This is a genomic window from Vicinamibacteria bacterium (assembly GCA_035620555.1).
Taxonomy (GTDB): Bacteria; Acidobacteriota; Vicinamibacteria; order Marinacidobacterales; family SMYC01; genus DASPGQ01.
Map to the genome: position 1 here is coordinate 1 of DASPGQ010000378.1, position 24,876 is coordinate 24,876.

A 24,876-nucleotide genomic window follows, 5' to 3' on the forward strand; every position below is an offset into this window, starting at 1 on the left:
CATGCTGCGTTCTCAGAATCTCTGTCTCCCGTCCGTCGACCTGCGCGATCCAGCCGGGGCGGAGCGTGTCCACGAGCACCGCATAGCCAGCCCGCGGAGACCGCGTTTCGATCTCGACGAGCTCGGGTGCATAGGTAGCGATCCGCGCGGCCTCCTTGCGGAAAAACCCCGATGCACCTCGGCCGGTTTCATCGCTCGTCACTTGAACGCCATCGTGAACGCTCCAGCAACCGAGGCCTTCGAGCGTCCGAGCCTCGCTTGGCACCGTCGAGGCCACGACGAAGTAAGCACGCGGGAGCGCATGGAGGTTGATGCGAATGCCGTCGAGCTCGAGGAAGTCGACTTTGAGCCCGATCGGGTTGAGGTCGAGCTCGATGTCCTCGAGGCGAACTCCCGGGTTATTGGGCTCCACCAGGACGTCGAAGCGGGACAAGGCGCGTGGCTCGCCGAAGTCGACCTCGAGGGGGCGATCCTCGGGGAGAGAATGGGTTTGCCCTTCCACCTCGATGACGGCCGTTCCCGAGGGGCCGAGTGGAGACCAATCGAAGAGGATCCGCTGGACCTGGACCGGCTCGTCGAGCTCCAATCGCGCGGGCGCCATGTCGCCGGTGACGTCGAGCAGCGGAAGCGGAGAGGCGAAGCGGGCGCCACACCAGGGATATCGTGACGCGGGTCTCCGGCCGACGAGGAATTTGACGTTCATGAGCGATAGAACGTTGGCGCTGTGGTCTGCGACCTCGCGAAGCTCGGCATAGCGAGCGTCCACGAGCGACTCGTGCCCCCCGGCGAAATCCGTTCCGTGGAGCATATCGTAGCTCTCGAGATTCGAGTCGGTGACATATCGGACACGCTCTCCCTGCTCGCGGAGATAGCGATGGATGGGCCTTTCCTCGGCGCGCACGAGCGTCCGATAGGGGTGTTGGGATCGGTCCTTCACGAAGGCGCCCATATCGACGGCCGTCAAGACGAGAATCGCCCCGAGCGCCCACCGTTCCCGAGGCCGCCAGAGCACTAGCAGAAGAAGGAGGAAGTTGAGAGCGAAGAGGAGCACCGCCCAATGCGCGGCTCCGATCACGCGCTCGACGTCGGCTGGCTCCAGTGAGCCCGCATCGGAGAGAAGGCGGACCTGGAGCGTTCCCGCCCAAACGCCGAGCACGACGAGAACGGCGAATGCTGACTTCGCCACCGATCGAAGTCGAAGCTTCTCCTTTCTTCCGGCATTCACGAGCGTATCCATACCGAGACCAGCGAGAACCGATACCGAGAACACATAGACGCCGAGCAAGCGATAGGGCACGCGAAAGAGACTGAACCCTGGCAGACCCAGGTAGAAGAGATCGAAGACCGGGGAGTCCTTTCCGAACGCCGAGACAAGCGCCACCGCGGCGCTCGCGGCGAAGAAGAGGCGAACCTTCTCACGAGACAGCAGAAACGCGATCGTTGCGAGGAGCAAGGAGCCGACCCCGGCGTAGATGTGAAGCGGTGCCGAGCCATCCTGATTCGGGAGCCGAATTTGTCCGCGAGGGGCCACCGTCGCCGCGAGGAAATAGGGTGAGAACCCGAACGAAGTCGAGTAATCGTAACCGAGCTCGGCGCGAACCGACTCCCGGGCCAGGTCGTGAGTCGGCAGGAGCTGCACCGCGGCGATGCCGATGCCCAGGGCTGCGGCGGGAAGGAAACGCACCAGCGTGCTTCGGACACCCGCGCGCGCGATGGAGAACGCCGCCGAGAAGAGGAGCGCATAGTAGGCGATCTGCGGATGGCCAGCGAGAATCGTCAGCGCGAGCACCCCGGCAAGAAGCGGTGGGGACGCTTTCGCGGTGGCCAGCAGCAGCCAGGGAACGTAGCTCGCGGTCGCGACGATCGCGTGATGGCCGGGCGTGGTGAAAAAGCCGGTAAACATGAAGACGAAGGCGCCGAGAAGAGAGCCCATCGTGCCGACGCCGAGGCAGCGCAGAAAGAGCAGCATCCCGATGCCGCCCGAGATTTGATGAAGGAGCTGATAAGCTTCCAGCGCCAGGTAGCTCAATTCTCCATCACGGTGGAAGGGAAGCAGCAGGTAGGTCGGCGGATAGAAGATGCCCACCTGGGGGTTGGCGTGAAACGGGATCCCGCCGAGCACATGAGGATTCCAGAGGGGGAGCTCTCCCCCCTTGATTCGTTCGAGCCCGTAGCTCTTCCATACGTAGTGCTGGTTGAGGAAGTCACCGCGGAAAACGAGGCGCCGATCGGGATCCGGATGGAAGAGCTTCCAGTAGAAGGTCAGGGGTAGAACCGCGATGACGGCAAAAGGCAGAACGCGCTTCAAGGCGTTTCCGCGGCGCGGCGCGCGATGGGTGACCTCCGGGCTTCCCGCATCAGCTTTTGCCCCGGGACGCCGCCCTCGTAAGCACTCGCGAAACCTCGTCGGTCGTGAAGCGCGGAAGCTCGATCTTGTTCTCGCCCCGCATCTGGCAGACGCCCTGGTTGCTTTCCACCACCCGACCGATGACGTAGCCCGCGTTTCCCGAGGCCTCGAGCTTCTGAAGCAAGCGCTCGGTCTCTGGCTCGCGGACGGTCAGAACGAGAGCGCCCGAGCCAATCGCCCCGAGCAGATCCATCCCGAAATACTCGGCGAGCTTGGTCGACTCCCAGAACCGGGGGATCTCCGAGTCGATGGTGACGAGCCCCACATTCGAGGCTTCGGCGATCTCCCAGAGCGCGTTGGCGAGCCCTCCCTCGGTCACGTCGTGCATTGCCGTCACGCCCCCCGCCTCGACCGCCGCGCGACTCGCTGGAAGAACACTCAATCCGGGATCGTCGAGAAAGCCGGCGGCCTTCCTCTGAAACTCGTCGCCGAAAGCCTGACGCACCTCGGCCTCGAGCTCTTCAGCGAGAATGGCCGTCGCCTCCACCGCCACGCCTTTCGTCACGACGAGCATGTCGCCGGGATGGGCCCCGCCGGACGTCAGCAGTTTGTCGCGCTCGACCTCGCCCACCATCGCTCCAACCACGATCGGTCGGTCGATACCGGTGGTGACTTCGGTATGCCCCCCGACGGCGAGACAACCGAGCTCACGGCAGCCAACCGCGATATCGGCGACGATCTCGCGAACCATTTCGTCGGTGGCCCGTCCCGAGGGAAGGAGGATCGTCGACAGGAAATATTGCGGCGTTCCTCCCATGGCGGCGATGTCGTTGGCGTTCACTTGCACCGCATACCAGCCGATGCGTTTCGGCAGAAACGTGATCGGATCCGAGGCCAGCAAGAGATAATGATCGCCCCGGTCGATGGCTGCGGCATCCTCGCCAGGTGCGGGCCCGACGGCGACGTGCACGTCGTCGATGGCGAGTCGTGAGATGAGCTCCCTCAAGAGCTGCACGCCGAGCTTGCCGTCGGGGAGAAACCTCATCGACGGCGAGGTTAGAGTAGGCCAAGCTCCCCGTCAAGAGCGCCCGGGGAACCGCTTAGGCCAGGCTAGTTCTCGAGTTGTTCGGAGCTAACTACGCCCAGCTCGAAACGATGCTCCATCCCCGAGGGTCCGGTCACCACGAGATCGACGCTCGTCACGCCTGCGGGGACGAGCAGTTCCACCTCGATGTGTTCGCTGCTCAGGACCGTGGTCGACAGAAGGCTGGCGGCACGATCGGCCACGCGGACGTCCAGCGCGTCGGACAACCCGCTGCCGAAAAGACCGATCCTCGTCGGGCCTCCGACCGGGATGGTCATCGGGATGACCCGATCGATGGATGCCTCGCGGATCGAGGGTGGGGTCAATTGAAGCACCACCGTACCGTCCTCCTCGATGCCGTCGAATGGGGACTTGCTCACACCTGGCAGCTCCGGACCGGGAGCGGCCGAAGCGCCGCCCGGCGGCGTCGAGCTCAATGCGCTGAGCCAGAGGCCCACCAGCGCGAGGAAGAGGCACCCAACACCGCCCAGCACCCACAGACCTCGGTTGGAAGAGACGGGTCTCGTCACCCGCGTCGGCGCAGGGTGAGGGATTTTTCGAGTGGGACCCGGTGCCCGGCGGTCAGCCGACGGCCGATATCCGAAGCTGCGGGACGGACCACCCACCGAGGTCGCGCGGAGCCGCGCCTCGGCATGACGCCGATACCAGCGAGCCTCCATCGATTCTTTGTCGATCGCGAGCACCGCCTTCGCTTTTTCCATCACCAGATTCGGGTCACCGTTTCGGTGCGCGTCGCGCATCGCCGTCAAGAGGACGCCGAGCTTCGTCCGCGCGTCTTCCGCCAGCCGGCTCTTCCTGACGTTCTCCTCGCTCATCGCGAGGTAGTGGAGCGCCATCGCGTGGACCGGCACCTCGTCCAGGACCTGACTCATCTTCTCGATGCATCCGACATAGTTGGCGTCCTGGAAGGCGGCGACCCCCTGATGGTAGAGCTCCTCCAGCAAGTCGGCCTGGGCAGCGACATGCGACCATTGCGACACGCGGGGCTCGTGCGTGATGCTCGCATCGACTCGGTCCTTCGTAACGACCATGTCGGAATCGAGAAGTGCTGGCGGGCTCGAGCGCACGCCGGCGGCGGCTGCGGCGCTGGCGATGGCCTCGCGAAGCTCGGTCATCGATTGGTAGCGTTTTCGCTCGCTCTTTTCGAGGGCGCGGAAGATGCACGCACTGATGTCGACCGGGATATGGGCCAGCGGCTCGGGCGTGTCCGAGACGATCTTGAAGACCGAGGCCGCCAGGGTGTCGGCGCGAAAGGGATTCCCTCCCGAAAGCAGCTCGTAGGCCACGACGCCCCAGGAGAAGATATCGGCGCCCGGCGCCACCTTTCCGCCGCGCACCTGCTCGGGTGCCATGTACTCGACGGTTCCAAAGACCGTTCCCGCCCTGGTCAGCTCTCCCTCGCCCATCTTGGCGACGCCGAAGTCGAGCACTTTGGCCACACCGGAGCGGAGGACGAAGACATTCGAGGGTTTGAGGTCGCGGTGAACGATTCCGTTCGCGTGGGCTTCGGCCAGCCCCGAGGCGATCTGGTCCAGAATCGACAGCTTTTCTCCGATGGACAAGTTCTTTCGGCGACGGATGAGCGACGAGAGGGAGGCTCCCTCGAGCAGCTCCATGACCAGGTACGCGGTGCCCGCTTCTTCGAATAGCTCGTGGACCGTGATGATGTTGGGATGTTGGAGCATTCCCGCCGAGCGTCCCTCACGGAGGAACCGGAGGCGCATCTCCGCTTCATGAGGGGAGCTGCCGACCGACATGGTCTTGATGGCTACCGGCCGGCTCAGATCCGGGTCGATGGCTCGGTATACGACGCCCATGGCGCCTTTGCCGACGACGCCTCGGATCTCGTACTTCCCCACTTTCTGGGGCAGCTCGATTCGCGACATGTTCCTGTGATTCCATGGTCTCACCCCGAAGGGCACTTTGCCACCTACGGAGAATACGCCATCGCAAAACCGGAGCTCACGTACTAACCTCCGTCGATCATGAGGGTCCTGGGCTCGCTGTCGCGCCAGCTGGCACCGCTGACGCTCGCCGGGGCGGTCGTCGCGTACCTCTACCCTCCTTCGTTTCTGATCTTCGGTGACGTTTTCCTCTGGTTTTTCGCCGCCACCATGCTTGCCCTCGGGGTGGTTCTCGAGCCGGAGGACCTGAGGAGCACGTTGCGAAAGCCGGGGCGTGTGCTTCTCGGCGTGCTCACCCAGTTCACGGTGATGCCATTGCTCGGGTTTCTCGCGACCCTCGTCGGCGACTTCCCTCCGGAGCTGGCTCTCGGATTCATCATCGTCGGGGCGGCACCCGGCGCGATGGCGAGCAACGTAATCGTCTACCTGGCCGGAGGCGCGCTCGCCTTTTCCATCGCCATGACGACGGTCGCTACGTTCGCCTCACCCCTGTTGACGCCGTCCCTCGTCAAACTTCTCGGCGGCGCCCTGCTACCGATCGCCTTCTGGCCGCTCATGCGGACGATCCTGTCGACCGTGCTGGCTCCTCTCTTGCTGGGAATGACTCTCAAGCGTCTTCTCGGAAAACGCTCGAAGGAGGCGGAGATCGTCTGCCCCGCGGTTGCCGCGGTGGCAATCGTCGTCATCTGCTCCTATGCGGTCGCCGCAAACCAGGAGCGCATCGCGACGGTCGGCCCTGCTGTCTTCGGGTTCGTCGTCGTGATGAACGCTCTAGGCTACGTCGCCGGTTGGACGCTGGCAAAGCTCTACCGGTTCGACCGGCGGCACCAGCTCGCCCTTTCGATCGAGATCGGGATGCAGAACGCCGGGCTCGGAGTCGCTTTGGCCCTCGAGCACTTCAGCCCGGTAACCGCGCTTCCGGGAGCGCTTTTCGCCGCCTGGTGCGTTCTCACCGCAGCAGGGGCGAGCGCCTATCTGCGTCGACAGGCCGCCTCTGAGGCTCCCGACTCCGACGCCATCACCGACTTCCCGTCGCCTATGTAGCAGTGTGCTCCGTCGCCTGCTGCCTTCAGGAGATGATTACGGTACGAGGGTGCTGGGAGTTGTCCTCCAGAAACGTCTTCTTGGTCTCGAGCTCTTCGAACGTGGGCTGCAGGTTGCCGTGGGCATCGATCGCCCGTGAGACCAGCGTATGCTCGCCCGGTGCCGCGCCCTTCCACTCGTAGGTGAAGAGCTTCCACGAGTACTCCCCCGAAGAGTTGTCGAGGCTCGCGGCCTGCCACGGGCCGCCGTCAATTCGGACTTCTACCGACCGAAGCGGCGTCCCGTCGCTCAGGGCGAAGCCTACGACACGGTGCCCGTCGCCCCGGCGCGTCACCCGCGCCACGACCGACTTCAGCCGCATCCGAGTGATGGCGGTCTCCTTCCACTTGAGCTCGCCCCCGATCGTCTCGGCCCGGAGCGTGCGGTACCAGCGCGCCTGGTACTTTCCGAGGTAAGGGTCTTCCTGGACGTGGATGTTCGCGAGCCACTTGACGTTCGGCGCTCCGTACCAGCCGGGCATCAGGAGCCGCAGGGGAAATCCCTGGTGGACGGAAAGAGGCTCGCCGTTCAGCGCATAGGCGACCAGGGGCTCGGGCGTCATCGCCTTCTCCAGGGAGATGCTCCGGCCGTACTGCTGTTCGACCTCGTAGGTGCGCCCACGGAACTCGACCTCCTCCGTGCCGCGGTCGGCCCCGAAGAACACCACTTCGCGAGCGGCGTCTTTGACTCCGACCAGGCTCAAGATGTCCCGCAGGGGAACACCGGTCCATCGTCCGTTCGAGACGAGCCCCTGCATCGCCCGAGGGCTGTTGCCCGAGCACTCGAAACCGGCGACGAGCTCGGTCCGTCCCAGTCCTCGGATGTCGTCGAGCGAGAGCTCGCCTTCCCTTTCGACGAGTCCCGTCATCTTCAGGCGAAAGGTCGCGCCGTCGATCCGGGGATGAGGATAGTGCTGCGTCGTGAAGAACTCGTCGGCCGGCGTGATCGGGCCGATCCGACGGATGTCGAAGAATCGTCGCTCGGGTCCGCGATCCGTCGTCCAGTCTTCGGGGTAATCGGTGAAGGGCACGAGCTCTTCGTCCTGTACCAGCGCGGGCAAAGCCCATTCGGGTAGCGCCAGCGCGCTCAGTCCCGCGACTCCGCCGATGAGGACCTCTCGTCGACTCAGCTCGCTCGTCATCGAAATCGCCTCCTTGTCTCTCGGTGCGGTGCTCACGCGCAAGAAATACTTTTATCACGAGCCGGTTGATCCGGCCACCGCTCAAGCGGTTTCGGAAGGTTCACACGGTAGCTAGCGCGGGCGGGCCGGGCTCTCGCTGGACGTTGACCCGCCGACGAGAAATCCCTGATAAATGGCGCGTGCCTCGTCGAATTGTGCGAGCACGTGCTGCTTTTCTCTTTCCGAGCGCCAGCCAGGCCACTCCTCGGCCATCTGACGCAGCTTGTCGATCCAGCGGATCGAATATTCTGCTGACGCTCGATGGCGAACCGGTTGCCCCGCCACTTCGACCCAAACGGGATTCGTGAAGCCCTGTGCGTAGGCCGCGTCGAGAGGAAACCGTTCGGCCGGATCGCCTTCCGCCCGGAGGTGGAACCAGCCGCTCTCGCGAACGGGATACGATTTCTTCAAATCGAACGCGTGGCGGTCGCCGCTCGGGGAAAATTCTTCGATCACTTCGCCGTTCGAGACCAAGATAACGTTCTTGATGGGAGTAAGGCTTCGGACGTGGGCCTCGATATCGACGTTGCCGGCTTTTCTGAGGTCGACCTTCTCGCCCGGCAGGCGGCCGTTCACCGTCAGCTCGAGGAGCGGACCAGTGCTCACGAAGGCGCGTCCTTCCCTCAGTCCTTCGAACCACGCATCCATATCGAGCCCTCGACTGCCGGTGTAGACGTAGGTCCTCACCGAGCCTACGAGCTTGCTCCGCTGTAGGTTGCTGATCGAGTCTTCGCCGCCCGTCGCCGTCACCCGAATCCCGTTGTTCAGAGTCGCGTACCAAGGGTAGAAGCCCGCGCGACCGGCCTGCGACCACTCCACCGCATCGGTCGTAGCGAGGGCGGCATCCACCATGTATCCTTTGGCGCCGCCGAGATTACCCTCGAGCGGATCGTTCTCCCCGCCGAACGCGTGAACATATCCGACGGTCGCGCCCTGGGCCTTTGCCTTTCTGAACATGTCGGTGTTGGACGGGTAGAGGCTCTCGATGGCCGTACCTTCATAACCTGTCGTGTACGGCGAGATCAGATGGTCTTTCAGGCCGAACAGAAACACGTGCCCATAGAACGGGGGCCGATATTCCTGGCCGACAACGAGGATCCGTTCCGGCGTCGAGAGGGGATGGGGTCCTCCACCGGGTACGAAGAACTGATAGTCGAGAATGCGATTGTCCTTGTTCGCGACCTGCTCGTTGACGATGTCCTGGTCTTCGGCCGCGGACATCATCATCAGGTTTTCGAGGGTGTTGTGGAGGTTGCCTCCGTAGTTCATATGAACGTGAGTAGAACCGCTGTACCAGCCCTTGGCCGCCATGTCCGTCATCGGCTCGAGCTCGACGGCGAGCCGGCTCACTTCATTTGCACGTACATCGACCTCGAGCGACTTGGGCCAGTACTCGAAGCCCTTGACGACCGTCAACTCGACGCGACCAACGGGTACCTCGAGGAGGAAATCTCCCCGGTGGTGGAAAACCGGGTCACCGACACCACTCACCCGTGCGTAGGCGTCTGCGGGCGCGTAGAACTTTCCGTCGGATGCCTTCAAGTGAACGCGCGAGCCCGTGGGTGCGGACGTGCTCGCGTCGACCGTTCGTACCGCGAGAAAACCCATCGGTCGTTTCCACCGGCGATCGGTGATAGAGACCATTCGCTGCCCGCCGCCGTAGGTCTCGAGAAGAGCGAGCTGAGGCAAGCCTCCCGCGTTCGAGATGTAGGCGATCGATTCGCCGTCGGGCGAAAAGCGGGGGTGGAACGCATCGTGGCTGAAGAACGTCATTTTGTAGGGCTCGCCGCCCGCGGTCGGCTGCACGTACAGATTCGTGAACTGATCCGCCGCCCCACCGGTCGAAGAATAGATGAAGCGCTTGCCATCGATCGACACGTCGGGCCGGGTCCGATAGAGCGTCTGCTCGGACAGCACCGTTTGCGATTCTTCGATTCCGTCGACCGACGCTGGTACTCGCAGGACGTTGCCCGAGCCGAGAGGGACGTCGCGGTTCGAGACGAGCAGCAGCTCGCGGCCGTGGGGAAGCCATGCGGGCGTGATCGCCATGTCCCACGGGCCGAAGTAGAGTCGGTCCTTGCCGTAGTCGTTGTCACGGGTGACCGGGATCTCCTCCCCGGCCCATTGACCGTTTCGGATCGGGCGGACGTAAACGTTGAAGTAACCGTTCGGCTTCGTCGAGACGTAGGCGAGGCGGCTCCCGTCGGGGGAGAACACCGGGTCGAGGTAGATCTGATCGTCGTTCGTCAGGGCATGGCTTTCACCCGTCTCGAGATCGAGGATCTCGAGCTGTATCGTAGCCCCGCCGTCGTCGGCCGTGTACGCGAGCCATTTGCCATCGGGAGAAATGTCCGGGAGCGAATGGTATTTCTCGTTGTAGGTGAGCTCCCAGGCGCGTCCATTGTTCGGGTCGACTTTCCAGATAGAGCCGCTCATGGCGACGGCGATCCACTCTCCGTCGGGCGACCACTCCGGTGCCCATGGCGTGGAGCTCGGGGCAGGGGGAAAGTAGAAGTTGTGCATGTAGTTTCCACCGTGCTTCGACGGCGGGTATTCCGGCTCTTGCGCCCCGATCGATCCGGTGGCCATCGCCAGGCCCGTTACCGCCGAGACGACATGGAGGGTGAAGGAGGGTTTCCTCATGGGATGCGTCCTTAGAGCCCGTTCGACGACGACCTTTACGTTCGCGTGCGAGCCGCGCCATTCTAGTCAGTTCGCCGTTGCGAGCTCAAATGATGTCACACTGGACAGTGACTCGGGTGCCCCGCTCGATGAAAGCTGAACCGGGCAGCCTCTGGTGAAGCCTGCCGCACCGCGAGGCGTGGTCCGGGTCATCGGGATCTTCTGCTTGGCACAGACTTGTGCTCAGCTCGGCGCCTTTGCTTTTCCCGCGATTCTGCCCGAGCTTTTCGAAGAGTGGCACATCACCCACGCCGACGCCGGGTGGCTCTCGGGAATCTTCTTCGCCGGATACGCCCTGTCAGTGCCTTTCCTCGTCAGCTTGACCGACCGTGTGCCGGCTCGCCACGTGTACGCGCTCGCGGTGGCGCTCACGGCTTTCTCTCATCTCGGCATGGCGTTTCTGGCCTCCGGATTCTGGTCGGCGCTCGGGTTGCGTGTGGCGGCCGGCACCGGATGGGCGGGGACCTACATGGTCGGTTTGAAGGCCCTGACCGACGAGGTCTCGGTCGAGCTCCGGAGCCGCGCCGTTGCTCTTCACGCCGCAAGCCTGGGCGTGAGCGGAGCGCTTTCCTTCGCACTCGCCGGTCAAATGGCTACCTGGGCCGGGTGGCGATTCGCCTTCGTCGTGGGTGCCGTCGGGAGTTTCTCGGCGCTCGCCATCTCTACCTTCCTCTTTCCCAGACGACGGTCGGAGCCGACAGATACGAGGCTGCTCGACTTTCGCCCGGTGCTGAGAAACCGCGCTTCGATGGCCTACTCGATCGCCTACTGCGCCCATACATGGGAGATGTTCGCCGTGAGATCCTGGGCGGTTACCTTTCTCGCCTTCGCCGCAGCGCGTGGGGGGAACATCGCGACCTGGATGGCCCCCACGTTCGTGGCTACGGGAATGGAGCTTCTCGGCACGGTGACGAGCGTTCTCGGAAACGAAGTGGCGCTCCGGATGGGAAGACGGCGCTTCGTCTTGACGGTCATGCTGCTCTCTACGCTCGTTTCCCTCGTCGCCGGGCTGTCCTCGGTTTGGGGGTACGGCTTCGCCGCGGTGACGTTCCTCGCCTATAACGCGGTGATCTACGCGGACTCGGCATCTCTCACCGCCGGGGCGATCGAGGGCGCTCCGCCCGGACGCCGCGGCGCCACACTCGCGGTGCACGCGACCCTGGGGTATGGCGGCGGCTTCATCGGGCCTCTCGCCCTGGGAATCATCCTCGACGCCGCTGGCGGTAACGGTGTCACCGGCTGGGGACTGGGATTCGCTCACATCGCGATCGTGATGGTTCTCGGGTCGATCTCGCTTTGGCGAGGTGGAGGGAAGTCGTAACCGTTCTTCGCATCGATTGACCTTTCTATTGATTACCTATAGGTGTGGATCTATACTCCTATAGCTAGACTATAGGAATCAATGACCCCGACGGCCAAGACCGATGTTCCCCCCGGAACGCTGGAGCTTCTGATCCTGAAGACCCTCTCACTCACGCCGTTGCACGGTTTGGGGGTGTCGAAGCGGCTCGAGCAGATGACGCGGGGCGTGTTTCGCGTGAATCCCGGCTCGTTGTTCCCCGCGCTTCATCGGATGGAGCAGGAGGGCTTCCTCGACGGGGAGTGGGGTCGTTCGGAGAACAACCGACAGGCCAAGTTCTACCGATTGACGCGGGCGGGACGGCGCCGGCTGAAAGAACAGGAGCGCGACTGGCGCCAGACGGTGTCGGTCATCGCCCGCGTTCTCGAAGCGCGTTGACAGCATGCCGCTTTCGAGCCGCGTGCGGAGCTTCTTTCGCAATATCGTCTCTCCCGAGCGCGGTGAGGCTGCGCTGGATCGCGAGCTCGAGGCTTACCTCGAGCTTCTCATCGACGAGGGCGCGGTCGATGGAGCGACACGGGACGACGTCCGGAGGAGGCTCCTCGCCGAAATGGGGGGCAAGGAAAGCGTGAAGGAGAAAGTCCGCGAGCGCCGGGTGGGCGCTTTCGCCGATGCCCTTCTTCGGGACGTCACCTTTGCCTGGCGTTTGTTCTGGCGCAATCCCGGGTTCTCGTTTCTCGTCGTGGGCACGCTTGCTCTCGGAATCGCTGTTACGACCGCCGTGTTCTCCGTCGTCAGCGGTGTGTTGCTGAGACGGCTCCCGTATCCATCCCCCGACCGCCTCGTGCTCCTGTCGGCGACGACTCGTGAAGGACGCCGTCACTTTTCGCCGCCCGACTACGTCGACCTCGTCGGAGCCGTTGGCTCCTTCGATGCCCTCGCCGCCATTCAGGGCGCCGGTTACGTCACCCTATCGGTCGACGGCGAGCCCGGGGCCGTTCGCGCCCGCGAAGTTACCGAGGAGTTCCTGTCCGTCTACGGTCTGGCTCCGCACCTCGGACGCTCGTTCGATGCCTCCGATCGGGCATCCGTCGCCTTCGAGAGTCTCGGCGAGGACGCGGAGAGCCTGCCCCCAGGGGTCATCATGCTCGGCTACGAGTTCTGGCAGGAGCGGTTTGGCGGCGACCCTGGCGTGGTCGGGGAGCTTGTCGAGCTCGAGTATCAACCCTACCGGATCGTAGGAGTGACGCCGCCCGGATTCCGAGCGCTGCTGCCCGACGAGGGCGACTACAGAAGTCTCGTCGACCTGTGGACGCTCTCACGGATGCCTTTCGAGAGCATGCCGCGCGACGCCGCCTTTCTGAGGGTCCTTGGCAGGCTCAGGCCCGGCGTCGCCATCACTCGGGCTAACGCCGAGGCGGCACTCTTTGCCGCGCGCCAGCGTAGTCGATTCCCTGACCATGCCGCAGCGGGATTCGAGGTCCATGTCCTCGGTCTCGGCGAGACGATCAACGCCCGTCATCAGACGACGATTTGGGTCCTCTTCGGAGCCGCCTTGCTCCTGATGGGAATCGCCTGTGCCAACCTGATAAACCTGCTCCTCACTCGTGCTCTCGGACGGCGAAAGGAGCTCGTCGTGCGAATGGCGCTGGGATCGGGTCGAGCGCGCATCGTAAGGCAGCTCGCCTCCGAGAGTCTGCTCTATGCCCTCTTCGCCGCCGCGATCGCGCTTCCGCTGGCCTCGGATCTCATCCGTCTCTTTGCGAGTCTGGCCCCGCCCTCGATTCCCAGAATCGCGGAGATTCGCGTCGATGGAAGTACTGTCGTCTTCGCCTTGGCCGGATCACTCATCGCCTCGATGGTCGTTGCCGTCCTGCCGGCGGCGAGCATCTCGCAGGCCAAGGAGATTGGCATGCTGAAAGGAGTGGGGCGCACCCTCACGGGAGCTGAACGAGACGCCTGGCGGCACGTTCTCGTCATTGCCGAGATCGCTCTCTCGGTCGTCCTCGTCGTGGGTACGGCGCTGTTCTTGCGCACGCTCGTGGGACTTCTCGCCGTCGATCCGGGATTCACGGCGACTTCTGTCCTCACGGCGGAGATGAACCTCCCGTCACAACGCTACCCGCGCTATCCGCGAGCCGACGAACGGGTGCGCTTTGCACGCCGGCTCACCGAGCGGCTCGAGGACCTCCCCGGTGTGAATGGCGCCGCTCTCGCGCTCGTCGTTCCCTTGAGCCGGCAAGACGCCGGCCACAGTTATGCGAGCGAGGACATGGCCGCCGCGGCGCCCATCCTGCCGCCGGCCAAGTATCGCCCGATAACGCCCGGATACTTCGATGTCGTCGACACACAACTGATCGGGGGACGCAGTTTCACCTGGGAGGAAGTCGAGCAGTATCGGCTCGTGAGCATCGTGGATGAAAGACTCGCCGCGAAGGCTTGGCCAGGTCAAGACGCTCTCGGGAAGAGACTCCGCATCGAGAGGTGGGCCACGGCGGGAGGACCCATTCACCTCGAGCCTCTCTGGACCGAGGTCGTGGGGGTAGCTCGAAACGTGCGTAGCGGGATGCTCCAGGAGGAAGACATCGAAACGGTCTATCTTCCCTATGGGCTCTACGCGGTGTCAGAGCTGTCACTCCTCGTCCGTACGGCGACGGATCCGGAGTCGATCGTGGACTCCGTGCGTGCCGTCGTTGCCCAGGTCGATCCCGACCTCGCCGTCTTCAACTATCGCGAGATGGGCGAATTCGTCACCGTGGCGGTGGCCCCCGAACGTTACAGCCTCGGCTTGCTCGGCGCTTTCGGGCTCGCGGGTTTGCTCATTGCCCTCGTCGGCGTCTATGGGGTCCTTTCCCACGCGGTCAGCCTGAGGAGTCGAGAGTTCGGACTCCGCATGGCGCTCGGAGCGACCACGCCGGAGATCGGGCGAATGGTACTCGCTGGCGGAGCACGTGTGATCGTATCGGGGGTGACGCTCGGACTCCTCGCCGCAGTCTTTCTCGCTCGCTACGTCGCCAGCCAGCTCTACGGGGTTCGCCCGACGGACCCGGTGACCTACGTCCTCGTCGCCACGCTGGTGGTCGCCGTCGGTCTTCTCGCCTCGGCGGTTCCGACCTACCGGGCTTGCAAGACCGACCCGATGAGGGCGCTCCGATTCGAGCAGTGAGAGGAAGAGTCCGCGGGCGATCCCCGCGGCCGGAGCCCCCGTCACCCGGCAGAACGCAGCACGACTCTTGGAGTCGTTTGCGGTAGCTCCCCCGGTAGGCTAAGAATGCGCGTTTCATGCGGATCTTCATCCTCGGTGCGGGAGAGGTCGGCTTTCACATCGCATCGTCCCTCGTTCACGAGGGCCACGATCTCGTCGTGATCGAGCAGGACGCCGAGCGGGTCCAGCGCCTGCAGAGCCAGCTCGACGTGATGGCGGTCCACGGCGACGGCTGCCAACCGCTGCTTCTACAGCAGTACCGTGTGGATCATGCGGATCTGTTCTTCGGCGTGTCCGACTCCGATGCCATCAATTTGCTCTCCGCCCTCACCGCCCGGCGGATGGGAGCGCGCAAATGCGTCGCTCGCCTCGGCAATCCCGAGCACGGAGCCAACCCGCTGCTTCTCGAGGACGCGAACATATTGCCTTTGTATCCCGAGCGACTCGTTGCCGAAGAGATCCTCGGCATCACCCGTCTCCCCGGGGTCAGCAAGGCACACTTTTTCGAGAACGGAAAACTGCTTCTTCTCCGAGCCCGTCCCACGAGACGGGCCGAGATCTACAATCGGCCGCTGCGTGAGCTGGTCGGCCCAGAGGGCTGGGTCCTCGTAGGGGTGGAAAAGGGGATGAAGCTGACCATACCCCGAGGGGACACCGTTCTGCGGCCGGGCCAGCGGGTCTATGCGGTGGGCCGCACCGAGACGGCGCAGGATTTCCTGAAGGCCGTGGGCATCGACGTTCCACCGACGAAAAAAGTCATCGTCGCCGGCGCGGGCCACGTCGGAAGTTGGCTGGCCAAGAAGCTGGTCGAGGACGGCGTTCAGGTTACGCTCATCCAGAGAGAGCCGCGCCGAGCCCTGGCAGTCGCCACCGAGGTGCCGGGCGCTCTCGTCCTCCAGGGAGACGCCACCGATCCGTCGCTGCTGAAAGAAGCCGGCGCGCCCGACGCCGACTACTACGTGGCGGCGACTCAGGACGACGAGACCAACGTGATCAGCTCCTACCTGGCGCGCGAAGGAGGGGCACGCACCGTCGTCAGTCTGTATCAACGTCCCGAGTTCGTGAACGTTCTGCGTGCCGCGCGCGTGGACATCGGGCTTTCGCCCCGGCTCATCACCGCGGGTACGATCCTTCGCATGGTGCACCGCCGGGAGATACTCAGCCTGGATCTCGTGGCGAGCGGCGACGCCGAGGTGGTGGAGTTTCAGGTTCCGGAGAACTCGAAGGTCCTGAAGGGGCCCCTGCGCCGGTTGAAACTTCCCGAGGGGTGCATCGTCGGTGCGGTCATTCGAGGGGAGGAGCGCCACGTCCCCGGGGGCGATTTCGCCTTTCAGCCTGGCGATCGCGCTCTCGTATTCAGCTTGACCGAGGTGCTTCCCCAACTGGAGAAGCTCTTCCGCGGGAGGTGAGCACGTCGATTCGGCGCCGACGGGGTTTGAACTACGCAGGAGTCCTCTTTCTCGTCGGAAGGCTTCTCCTCGCCCTCGCGGTTGCCCTGATCCTGCCCGGCATTCTCGCCCACTTCACCAACCGGGAGGCGCGTCTGCCGTTCTTCATCTCTGCCGCGCTCGCCGCCGTGGCCGGTATTTTCCTCCAGCGTCGTTTCGATCAGGGAGGCGATTTCCAGTTCGGACGCCGTGAGGCGTTTCTCCTCGTCTGCTCGGCGTGGCTCGTGGCGACGGTGGCCGGTGCGCTGCCGTTCGTGCTGTTCTTCGGCCCGTCCTTCATCGTGGATGCCCTCTTCGAGTCGGCTTCGGGATTCACGACGACGGGTGCCTCGATCTTCGTCGATGTGGAGAGCCTCCCCGAATCGCTGCTGTTGTGGCGGGCCTTGACGCAATGGATCGGCGGTATGGGGATCATCGTTCTGGGCATCGCCATCCTCCCCAAGCTCGCCGTGGGAGGAATGGAGCTTCTGGGCGCCGAGGCCCCGGGCCCGATGCAAGAAAAGCTGACTCCGCGGATCGCCCAGACGGCAAAGGCGCTCTGGGGGCTCTATTTCATGTTGACCGCGTGCGAGATCGGCCTGCTGACGCTCCTCGGCCTGACTCCGCTCGATGCGGTCACGCATGCGTTCGCTTCGATGGCGACGGGCGGCTTTTCCACCAAGAACGCCAGCATCGCGGCGTTCGAGAGCGCCGCGGTCGAGTGGACGGTGACGGGCTTCATGTTCCTCGCGGGAGCGAATTTCACGCTTCACTACCAGTGGATACGAGGGCGGTTCCGGCCCATCTGGCGCGATCCCGAGTTCCGGCTCTATGGGGGAATCATCGCGGTCAGCAGTTTTCTCGTGCTCGTCAACTTGCGACTCGGCGGTACGACTGACGCCGTTCTCGAATCGCTGCGGCTTGCCGCCTTTCAGGTCGTCTCGATCGTCACGACCACGGGCTTCGCCACCGCAGACTACGACCGGTGGCCTCAGGTCGCGCAGACCGTGTTGTGGGCGCTCATGTTCGTCGGAGGATGCGCCGGCTCGACCGGTGGCTCGGTGAAGGTCGTCCGTCTGCTCATCGTCTTGAAGAAGATCGCCGGCGATCTGAAGCGCATGCTCCAGCCGAGGGCGGTTCTGCCGGTCCGGCTCGGCACCCGAGCCATTCCCGAGGATGTCGTGTCCTCGGTCACCACTTTCTTCGTGCTCTTCTTGATGTTCTTCGTCGCCGGCGGCTTTCTGTTGACGACGATCGGCGTCGACCCCCGAAGCGCCTTCTCCGCCTCGGCGGCCTGCCTGGGGAACATCGGCCCTGGATTCGGTCAGGTTGGACCGACGCTCAACTATGCCTCCCTGCCGGCGGCGGGCAAATGCCTGCTCGCGATCCTGATGATCGTCGGGCGCCTGGAGATCTATACCGTGATGGTGGTGTTCTTCTTCCGGCGAATGGCGTGAGCCGACGCGGGCGGGCGGCAAGGGCGCATGGCTGGTCCGGTTCGGACCTCGTGTCGTAGAATTTGATCTGCGAGGAGGTTCCACTGATGGCGGATGGCGAGAGAGCCGAGATCGACGCTTTGCTTCAAGAGGGAAGACGATTCCCTCCACCCGAGGTCTTCCGCGAGGCGGCTCATCTCCGAGACGAGTCGGTTTACGAAGAAGCCCAGGCCGACCCGGAGGGCTTCTGGGCGAAGATGGCGTCCGAGCTCGATTGGATCGAGCCGTGGTCCCGGGTCCTCGATTGGAATCCGCCTCACGCCCGATGGTTCGTCGGTGGCAAGCTGAACATCAGCGCCAACTGCCTCGATCGGCACATCAAAACGGCTCGTCGCAACAAAGCCGCTTTGTTATGGGAGGGCGAGCCGGGCGACCGGCGCACGCTCACGTACTGGGATCTCTATCGCGAGGTGAACAAATTCGCCAACGTTCTCAAGAAGATGGGTGTCGGTAAGGGGGACCGCGTGGCGATCTACCTTCCGATGATCCCCGAGCTTCCCATAGCGATGCTCGCCTGCGCCCGCATCGGCGCGATCCACAGCGTCGTCTTCGGGGGGTTCAGCGCCGAATCGCTTCGCGACCGCATCAACGACGCGACCGCGAAGCTACTCGTCACCGCCGACGGTGGCTATCGGCGTGGAAATATCGTGCCCCTCAAGAAAGTGGCCGATGAGGCGGTGGAAGGCAGTCCGAGCATCGAGAACGTCATCGTCGTCAAGCGAGGCGACTTCCGCATTCACTTTCGAGAAGGTCGCGACCACTGGTGGCACGTCCTGATGGACGATGTCGCGACCCATTGCGAGCCCGAACCGATGGACGCCGAGGACACCCTCTACATCCTCTATACGTCCGGGACGACGGGCAAACCCAAGGGAATCGTGCACACGACGGGAGGCTATCTCACTCAGGTGGCGGCAACGACGAAATATGTCTTCGACCTGAAGGACGACGACGTTTGGTGGGCGGCCGCGGACATCGGCTGGGTCACGGGGCACAGCTACATCGTCTACGGCCCGCTCAGCCTGGGCGTCACCGGCGTCATCTACGAGGGCTCACCCGACTGGCCCGACAAGGATCGGTTCTGGACGATCGTTGAGAAATACGGAGTCACTTGTTTCTACACCGCGCCCACTGCCATCCGCGCTTTCATGAAATGGGGAACCTCCTGGCCCGCGAACCACGACCTCTCCTCGCTTCGGCTTCTGGGGACGGTGGGGGAGCCCATCAACCCCGAGGCCTGGATGTGGTACTACGAGCACATCGGCAGGAAGCGCTGCCCCGTCGTCGACACCTGGTGGCAGACGGAGACTGGAGCCATCATGTGCACGCCCTTGCCTGGTATCACGTCGCTCAAGCCAGGCTCGGCCACCAAGCCTTTCCCCGGAATCCAGATGGACATACTCACCGGTGACGGCCGGACGGTTCCCGTGGGCGGCGGCTTTCTCGCCATCACGACGCCGTGGCCGTCCATGCTTCGGGGAATCTGGGGCGATGCGGAGCGCTACGTGAGTACCTATTGGAGCAAATGGGACGAGAATGTTTACTTTCCGGGAGATGGCGCCAAACGGGATGCCGACGGCTATTTCTGGATCCTGGGTCGGGTCGACGACGTGTTGAACGTGTCCGGCCACCGCATCGGGACGATGGAAGTCGAGAGTGCGCTCGTCGACCATCCCGACGTTGCCGAGGCGGCCGTGGTCGGTAGAGCCCACGAGCTCAAGGGGCAGGCGATATCGGCGTTCGTGACCCTCAAGGAGGGAAGACACGTGACCGCTTCGACCATCGACGATCTGAAACAGCACGTCGTCAAGAAGATCGGCGCGATCGCCCGACCCGAAGACATCATCATCACCGCCGATCTGCCCAAGACCCGCTCGGGGAAGATCATGAGACGGTTGTTGCGGGACATTGCCGAGCACAAGACCCTCGGGGACACCACGACCCTCGCGGATCCGGCGGTCGTGGAGAAGCTCAGGGAAAAATATGCCGACGAGGCGGAATGATTCATGAAGATATCGCTATCGACCGACTCACTCGAGAACCTGCGCGCCGATATGGCCGTCGCGGTGTTCGATCCGGAGACGAGCCTCTTCACGGTGCCCGAGACCGCGATCGGGCGGGCGCTTCGAGACGCGAGCGATGGTTTTCGGACCGAGCGCTATCGGCGCGAGCGGCTCGTGACCTTCGAGCACGCGGGCGGGATCAAAGCTCTTCTGGTCTTCTCGACCACGTTGTCGAAGGCTTTCGATCTTGGCGAGAACGTCAAGATCTTCGCCGCCCGCTCGCTCGCTTACGCGCGAGACTACGGCTACTCCAAGGTGGTCTTTCTCCTCGATGACGCTCGGGGAAGAGAATACGTAGGGCACGCGGCCGAGGCCTACGTGCTCGGCGATTACCGGTTCGACAAGTACAAGCACGGCGAGTCCAAGAAAACCCCGGCGGTCTCGGTCAGCCTCTTGTGCCGCCCCGAAGATCGAACGGCCGCCGAGAGCGCGCTCGCTCGATATCGGACCGTCGCCGAGGCAGTCAACGATGCTCGAGATTTGGTGAACGAGCCGGGGGACAAGATCTATCCCAAGGTTCTCGCCGATGCCGCAAAGCGGATCGCGAAGGTCGGCAAACTCGGTATCAGCGTCGTCTCGGGTTCGCAGCTGGAGAAGGCCGGTTATCGCGGCCTGATTGCGGTGGGCAAGGGGAGCATCTATCCTCCTTGCCTCATCGTCCTCCGCTACCGCCCGAAGAAGAAGTCGAAACAGCATCTCGCGCTCGTGGGCAAGGGCATCACCTTCGACACCGGCGGCATCTCCATCAAGCCCGCCGAAGCGATGTGGCAGATGAAAGGCGACATGGCGGGCGGTGCCGCCGTTCTCGGCGCGATGTCGGCCATCGCGAAGCTCCGGCCAAGGATTACGGTGACGGGAATCGTGGCCGCGGCGGAGAACTTCCCCGGCCCGAAGGCACAGCGCCCCGGCGACATCTTCGTCGCGAAGAACGGAAAGTCGGTCATGGTCGACAACACCGATGCCGAGGGGCGACTGGTGCTCACCGATGCCCTGGCGCGCGCGGGAGAGGAGAAAGCGACCCACATCGTCGATGCGGCGACGCTGACCGGCGCCTGCATCAGGGCGCTGGGACAATCGGTCGCTGGCATCATGGGCAACGATCCGAAGCTCATCGAGGCCGTCATCCGTTCGGGGAAACGCCACGGAGAGCTCTATTGGGAGCTTCCCCTCGTCGAAGAGTACCGGGAGTCGCTCAAGACACCTTACGCCGACGTCAACAACATCGGCGGGAAGAACGCGGGTGCCATTACGGCGGGGCTCTTTCTTCGCGAGTTCGTTCCCGAGCGAACGTCCTGGGCGCACCTCGACATCGCGGGCCCGTTCATCATGGAGAAGCCCTGGAAGTACTATCCCGAGGGGGCGACGGGCTTCGGCGTGAGGACGTTCGTCGAGCTGGCCGAGCGCTTCGAGGAGTATTTCTAGGCTTTTCAGCGGTTCTCGGGCAGGAGTCGGCCCTCCTCGTCGAGTGCCATCAGTAGCTCGACGACCCGGCCGTAGCTCGCGACCCCCTCGTTGACTCCGAACGCCCGCAAGTAACGATCGTTCACCCGTGACGCCGTCGCGCTCGCGGCGCCCTCATAGCGGCTCCAGAAGTCCTGTATCGCCGCGAGGTCCTCCACGGGTCCCGGCCCGATGAGCTTCCATGCCTCGAGGACGTCGTTCCGAGGAAGGGTGTACGACGCCTCGCCGATGAGACGACGCGTCGCGAAGAGATAGGCGGAGTAGCGGAGGTAGACGTCTGCCGTCTCCCGCGAACAGACGAGAAACGCGGCAAAGCTCGCGTCACCCTCGTGGGTGATGCCTCGTTGATGGGCTTTCTCGTGAGCCACGACCATGGGGAGGGACACGTCCGGCTGAAGGGTATTCACCGAGGGCTCACCGGTAAACGGCACGAAGATGCCGCTTATGCCGAGATGGGAGAACAGCACCGAGCTTCTGAGCATCTTGGCCGGAGTCGTCGCTGAGTCGATGAAATCTCCCGGTAGACCGAGATCGTGATAGCCGAGGTCGACGCGGGTCGCGAGCTCTTCTAGGGAAAAAGGCATCTCGGTGGGTCCTCGCTCTTGCCGAAGCTCGGCGAAGAGCATGGTCGTAAGACGAGCGGCGCGCTTGCCGGCCTCGAGGACACGCCGGGCATCGGCGTTCACCGGCGAGAGCCCTAGGCGGTCCGGAAGGGAGGGACGCGCATAATTGAACCCCCAGAGCAAGAGAAAGACCGTTAGGGTAATACCCGCACCGAACCACGACGCCCCGAGGAGCCGGACGAGCTTCTGACGCCGACTCATTCCGCGAATCGAGAGATAAATGGCGAACGGGACGAGAGCGATCGCTGCTCCAACCCCAATCTCGGCGTATGAGGATGAGGAACGGTTGACGGCGGCGAACCAGCGGACCACGAGCGGATAGGCCATTTCGCCGTACCATCGCTCGGTCAGCTCGGGGAAGAGGAAAGCCAACTGAAGGGCGACGATGGCCACCGGAGCCAACGCGAGCTTCAGGACTCGTGCCATCGCGATCCGATTACCAGGGTCATTGTACAGCATTCGTTGAAGTAGCCCTTCAACAAAATGAATATAGAATCAAATCAAATTACTCTTAATGAAACTATGTCCAGAGCTGAACTAACACAACAAAACATCGTATCTCCGTTTGATGATGCTCGCACTGATACTCGCCATGACACAGCCGGCCATCCAACTGGTGTGGTACGACCCGTACCTGTTGGTTCCTGCCGCGGCGGAGGGCTCCATTCGGAGTGAAGTCGAGACGTTGTTCGAGCGTAACGGCATCAACGTTCGGATGCACTTCGCGCGTAAGGGGGATACTGACCCGTTGCCCCGACGCCGGATCAGCGTGATCGTGAGCCCCGCCGAGGGAAACCGGTTTGGGGTCGCTGCCAACAGCATGGCGGCAGCGGTTGGCGCGCGATCGTCCGGGTACACGATCTTCCTCTTCCATCCTTCGGTGCGGCGGGCCCTCGGCCATCAGTCCGCCCGAAGTACACCGCGGCAGCTCGCCGAGCTCTCGCGCGCCATCGGCCGAATCGTCGCACACGAGCTCGTTCACGTCCTGGTGCCAGAGAGAGGTCACACACCCTCGGGACTCATGTCGCGGCGGCTGACCCGAAAACACCTGACGGGAAAGAGCCTGAATCTGGATGCGGCGAGTCGTCGCCTGGCGATGTCCCGAGCGGGCGGCTTTGCCGATCACGGCCGAAAGCTCGATACCGCACCGCCCGTACTACCCTTTTCGCTGCGTTGACGCCAGCGCCGAGCACGATCGTAAGATCGCGGCGTGTACGACGTGGCCGTGGTCGGTGGAGGCATCGTCGGTCTGGCGGCAGCACATACGCTCCTTTCGAGATCGCCGGATCTGTCGCTCCTCGTTCTCGAGAAAGAGTCCCGGGTCGCCGCCCATCAGACGGGTCACAACAGCGGCGTCATACACTCCGGTATCTATTACCGGCCCGGTTCGCTCAAAGCGTCGATCTGTCGAGCTGGAGTCGAGAAGCTTCGCCGCTTTTGCGACGAGCACGGCATTCGCTACCAGCTCAGCGGAAAGCTGATCGTGGCGACGACGCCGGAAGATTGCGCACGCCTGGACGGACTCATGGAGCGCGGCCGAGCAAACGGCGTCCCCGATCTACGGAAGCTTTCGCGTGACGAAATGCGCGACATCGAGCCGCTCGCCCGCGGTCTGGGCGCGATTCATTCACCATCCACCGGTATCGTCTCGTTCCGCGAGGTGGCGCAAAAAATTGCCGAGGACATAGAGGCCCGCGGGGGAGACATCTGGATCAACGCCGCCCTCCGGGAAGTGAAAAGAGACGCGGCGGGTCTTCACCTCGAGACGACCCGAGGAGTGATCGACGCCAAGCGCGTCATTACCTGCGCCGGCCTTCACGCCGACCGTGTCGCGAGACTGTTCGGCGATTCACCCGGGGTCTCGATCCTTCCGTTTCGAGGCGAGTACTACCGCGTGAGGCCCGGCGGCCCGAAGCTGGTTCGCGCGCTCGTCTATCCCGTGCCCGATCCGCGGTTCCCTTTTCTCGGCGCCCATTTGACGACACGGATCGACGGCGAAATCGAGGCGGGGCCCAACGCGGTTCTGGCTCTCGCAAGGGAAGGGTACCGCAGGACGGATTTCGATATCGGCGACCTCGGGGAGATGGCGAGATCGCGGGGCTTGCTCCGCATGATGCTCCGATACGGGCGCACCGGTCTTTCCGAATATCACCGCTCTTTGTCCAAGACCGCTTTCGTCAGAAGCCTCCGGAAGCTCGTGCCAGAGCTGAAGGAGGACGACCTCGAGTCGGGAGGCTCCGGCGTTCGTGCGATGGCCCTCGACCCGGACGGGAGCCTGGTCGACGACTTCCGGATTGTGCGGACCTCGTCCGCCATTCACGTGCTCAGCGCTCCGTCGCCCGCGGCCACGAGTGCTTTCGCCATCGCCGACCACATCGCCGCCATCGCGCGGTCTTGAGGTTCGCGGAAGAGCCCTCGTTTCGATCGGCCAGCGGCGGAGAAAGCTTTGCTGGCGCTGGGAAGACCCGGAGGCGTAATCTATTGGTAGCTATGTCGACTCGAACCCTTCTCGCGATCTGCGTCCTGACGGGGAGCGTGGCGCTCGCGCAGCAGTCGCCTGCACCGATCTTCGACGTGACCTGCGAGGGCGGCTTCGCCGCGGGCTTCCCCTGCGAGCGAGTCGACCTGCTCGCTCACCTGCCTCTGGAAAGCCTCGGAGGAGGTTCCTTTCACGGCAACGACCTGTGGGGGTTCACTGCGGGGGAGAACGGTCGCGAGTTCGTGCTGTTCGGTCGGGGAAACGGCACCGCATTCGTCGAGATCACGAATCCAACCGCACCCGTATTCCTGGGTCTGCTGCCGTCAGCCTCGGCGCCGAGTCCGTGGCGCGACATCAAGGTCTACGCGCGACACGCTTACATCGTCTCCGAAGCCCCGAATCACGGGATGCAGGTTTTCGACCTGGGGATTCTCCTGGATATCACGACTCCACCGGTCGAGTTTACCGCTGCCGTGGTCTACCGGGGCGAGGGGCTCGGTAACGCCCACAACATCGCGATC

The 24,876-nt window shown here is 63.7% G+C and carries 17 protein-coding genes; 11 read left to right on the top strand and 6 right to left on the bottom strand.

What is annotated here, in order from left to right; all coding sequences use genetic code 11:
- The 3 genes from VEK15_15220 to VEK15_15230 all read right to left on the bottom strand — a co-directional run.
- Positions 1-2,308, bottom strand: a 2,308-nt coding sequence (locus tag VEK15_15220; protein ID HXV62048.1) for a hypothetical protein, incomplete at its 3' end; no start/stop codon positions are given.
- 49 nt (positions 2,309-2,357) lie between these two features.
- A complete protein-coding gene (locus VEK15_15225; protein ID HXV62049.1) occupies positions 2,358-3,392 on the bottom strand; it encodes an AIR synthase family protein in 1,035 nt (344 codons plus the stop codon).
- A gap of 65 nt (positions 3,393-3,457) precedes the next feature.
- On the bottom strand, positions 3,458-5,338 hold the full coding sequence (locus tag VEK15_15230; GenBank protein HXV62050.1) for a serine/threonine-protein kinase: 1,881 nt from the start codon (positions 5,336-5,338) through the stop codon (positions 3,458-3,460).
- A gap of 99 nt (positions 5,339-5,437) precedes the next feature.
- Here VEK15_15230 and VEK15_15235 point away from each other — a divergent pair, with 99 nt between their 5' ends.
- Complete coding sequence (locus VEK15_15235) at positions 5,438-6,400, top strand: bile acid:sodium symporter family protein (protein ID HXV62051.1); 963 nt, start codon at positions 5,438-5,440, stop codon at positions 6,398-6,400.
- Positions 6,401-6,425: 25 nt separating this feature from the next.
- Here VEK15_15235 and VEK15_15240 read toward each other — a convergent pair whose 3' ends face one another.
- On the bottom strand, positions 6,426-7,580 hold the full coding sequence (locus VEK15_15240) for a molybdopterin-dependent oxidoreductase (protein HXV62052.1): 1,155 nt from the start codon (positions 7,578-7,580) through the stop codon (positions 6,426-6,428).
- A 111-nt stretch (positions 7,581-7,691) separates the two neighbouring features.
- Positions 7,692-10,262, bottom strand: coding sequence for a CehA/McbA family metallohydrolase (locus tag VEK15_15245; GenBank protein HXV62053.1), 2,571 nt, complete (start codon positions 10,260-10,262; stop codon positions 7,692-7,694).
- Between the two features lie 205 nt (positions 10,263-10,467).
- Here VEK15_15245 and VEK15_15250 point away from each other — a divergent pair, with 205 nt between their 5' ends.
- From VEK15_15250 to VEK15_15280, 7 genes are all read left to right on the top strand, one after another.
- Entirely contained in the window at positions 10,468-11,622 is a 1,155-nt protein-coding gene (locus tag VEK15_15250; protein HXV62054.1) for an MFS transporter, read from the top strand.
- An 81-nt stretch (positions 11,623-11,703) separates the two neighbouring features.
- A complete protein-coding gene (locus tag VEK15_15255) occupies positions 11,704-12,039 on the top strand; it encodes a PadR family transcriptional regulator (protein ID HXV62055.1) in 336 nt (111 codons plus the stop codon).
- Positions 12,040-12,043: 4 nt separating this feature from the next.
- The gene (locus VEK15_15260; GenBank protein ID HXV62056.1) at positions 12,044-14,767 is read left to right on the top strand and encodes an ABC transporter permease; all 2,724 of its coding nucleotides are present in this window, start codon (positions 12,044-12,046) and stop codon (positions 14,765-14,767) included.
- Between the two features lie 116 nt (positions 14,768-14,883).
- Positions 14,884-16,215, top strand: a complete 1,332-nt coding sequence (gene trkA / locus VEK15_15265) for a Trk system potassium transporter TrkA (GenBank protein ID HXV62057.1) — start codon at positions 14,884-14,886, stop codon at positions 16,213-16,215.
- The gene (locus VEK15_15270; GenBank protein ID HXV62058.1) at positions 16,212-17,690 is read left to right on the top strand and encodes a TrkH family potassium uptake protein; all 1,479 of its coding nucleotides are present in this window, start codon (positions 16,212-16,214) and stop codon (positions 17,688-17,690) included. Before trkA ends, VEK15_15270 begins: the two co-directional genes overlap by 4 nt.
- A gap of 86 nt (positions 17,691-17,776) precedes the next feature.
- Entirely contained in the window at positions 17,777-19,732 is a 1,956-nt protein-coding gene (acs, locus tag VEK15_15275; protein HXV62059.1) for an acetate--CoA ligase, read from the top strand.
- Between the two features lie 3 nt (positions 19,733-19,735).
- Complete coding sequence (locus VEK15_15280) at positions 19,736-21,214, top strand: leucyl aminopeptidase (GenBank protein ID HXV62060.1); 1,479 nt, start codon at positions 19,736-19,738, stop codon at positions 21,212-21,214.
- Between the two features lie 5 nt (positions 21,215-21,219).
- Here VEK15_15280 and VEK15_15285 read toward each other — a convergent pair whose 3' ends face one another.
- A complete protein-coding gene (locus tag VEK15_15285) occupies positions 21,220-22,302 on the bottom strand; it encodes a DUF3810 domain-containing protein (GenBank protein ID HXV62061.1) in 1,083 nt (360 codons plus the stop codon).
- Positions 22,303-22,468: 166 nt separating this feature from the next.
- Here VEK15_15285 and VEK15_15290 point away from each other — a divergent pair, with 166 nt between their 5' ends.
- The 3 genes from VEK15_15290 to VEK15_15300 all read left to right on the top strand — a co-directional run.
- The gene (locus VEK15_15290; protein ID HXV62062.1) at positions 22,469-23,053 is read left to right on the top strand and encodes a hypothetical protein; all 585 of its coding nucleotides are present in this window, start codon (positions 22,469-22,471) and stop codon (positions 23,051-23,053) included.
- Positions 23,054-23,086: 33 nt separating this feature from the next.
- Positions 23,087-24,274, top strand: a complete 1,188-nt coding sequence (gene lhgO / locus VEK15_15295; GenBank protein ID HXV62063.1) for an L-2-hydroxyglutarate oxidase — start codon at positions 23,087-23,089, stop codon at positions 24,272-24,274.
- Between the two features lie 92 nt (positions 24,275-24,366).
- The coding region (locus tag VEK15_15300) for a choice-of-anchor B family protein (protein HXV62064.1) at positions 24,367-24,876 on the top strand (510 nt) is incomplete at its 3' end.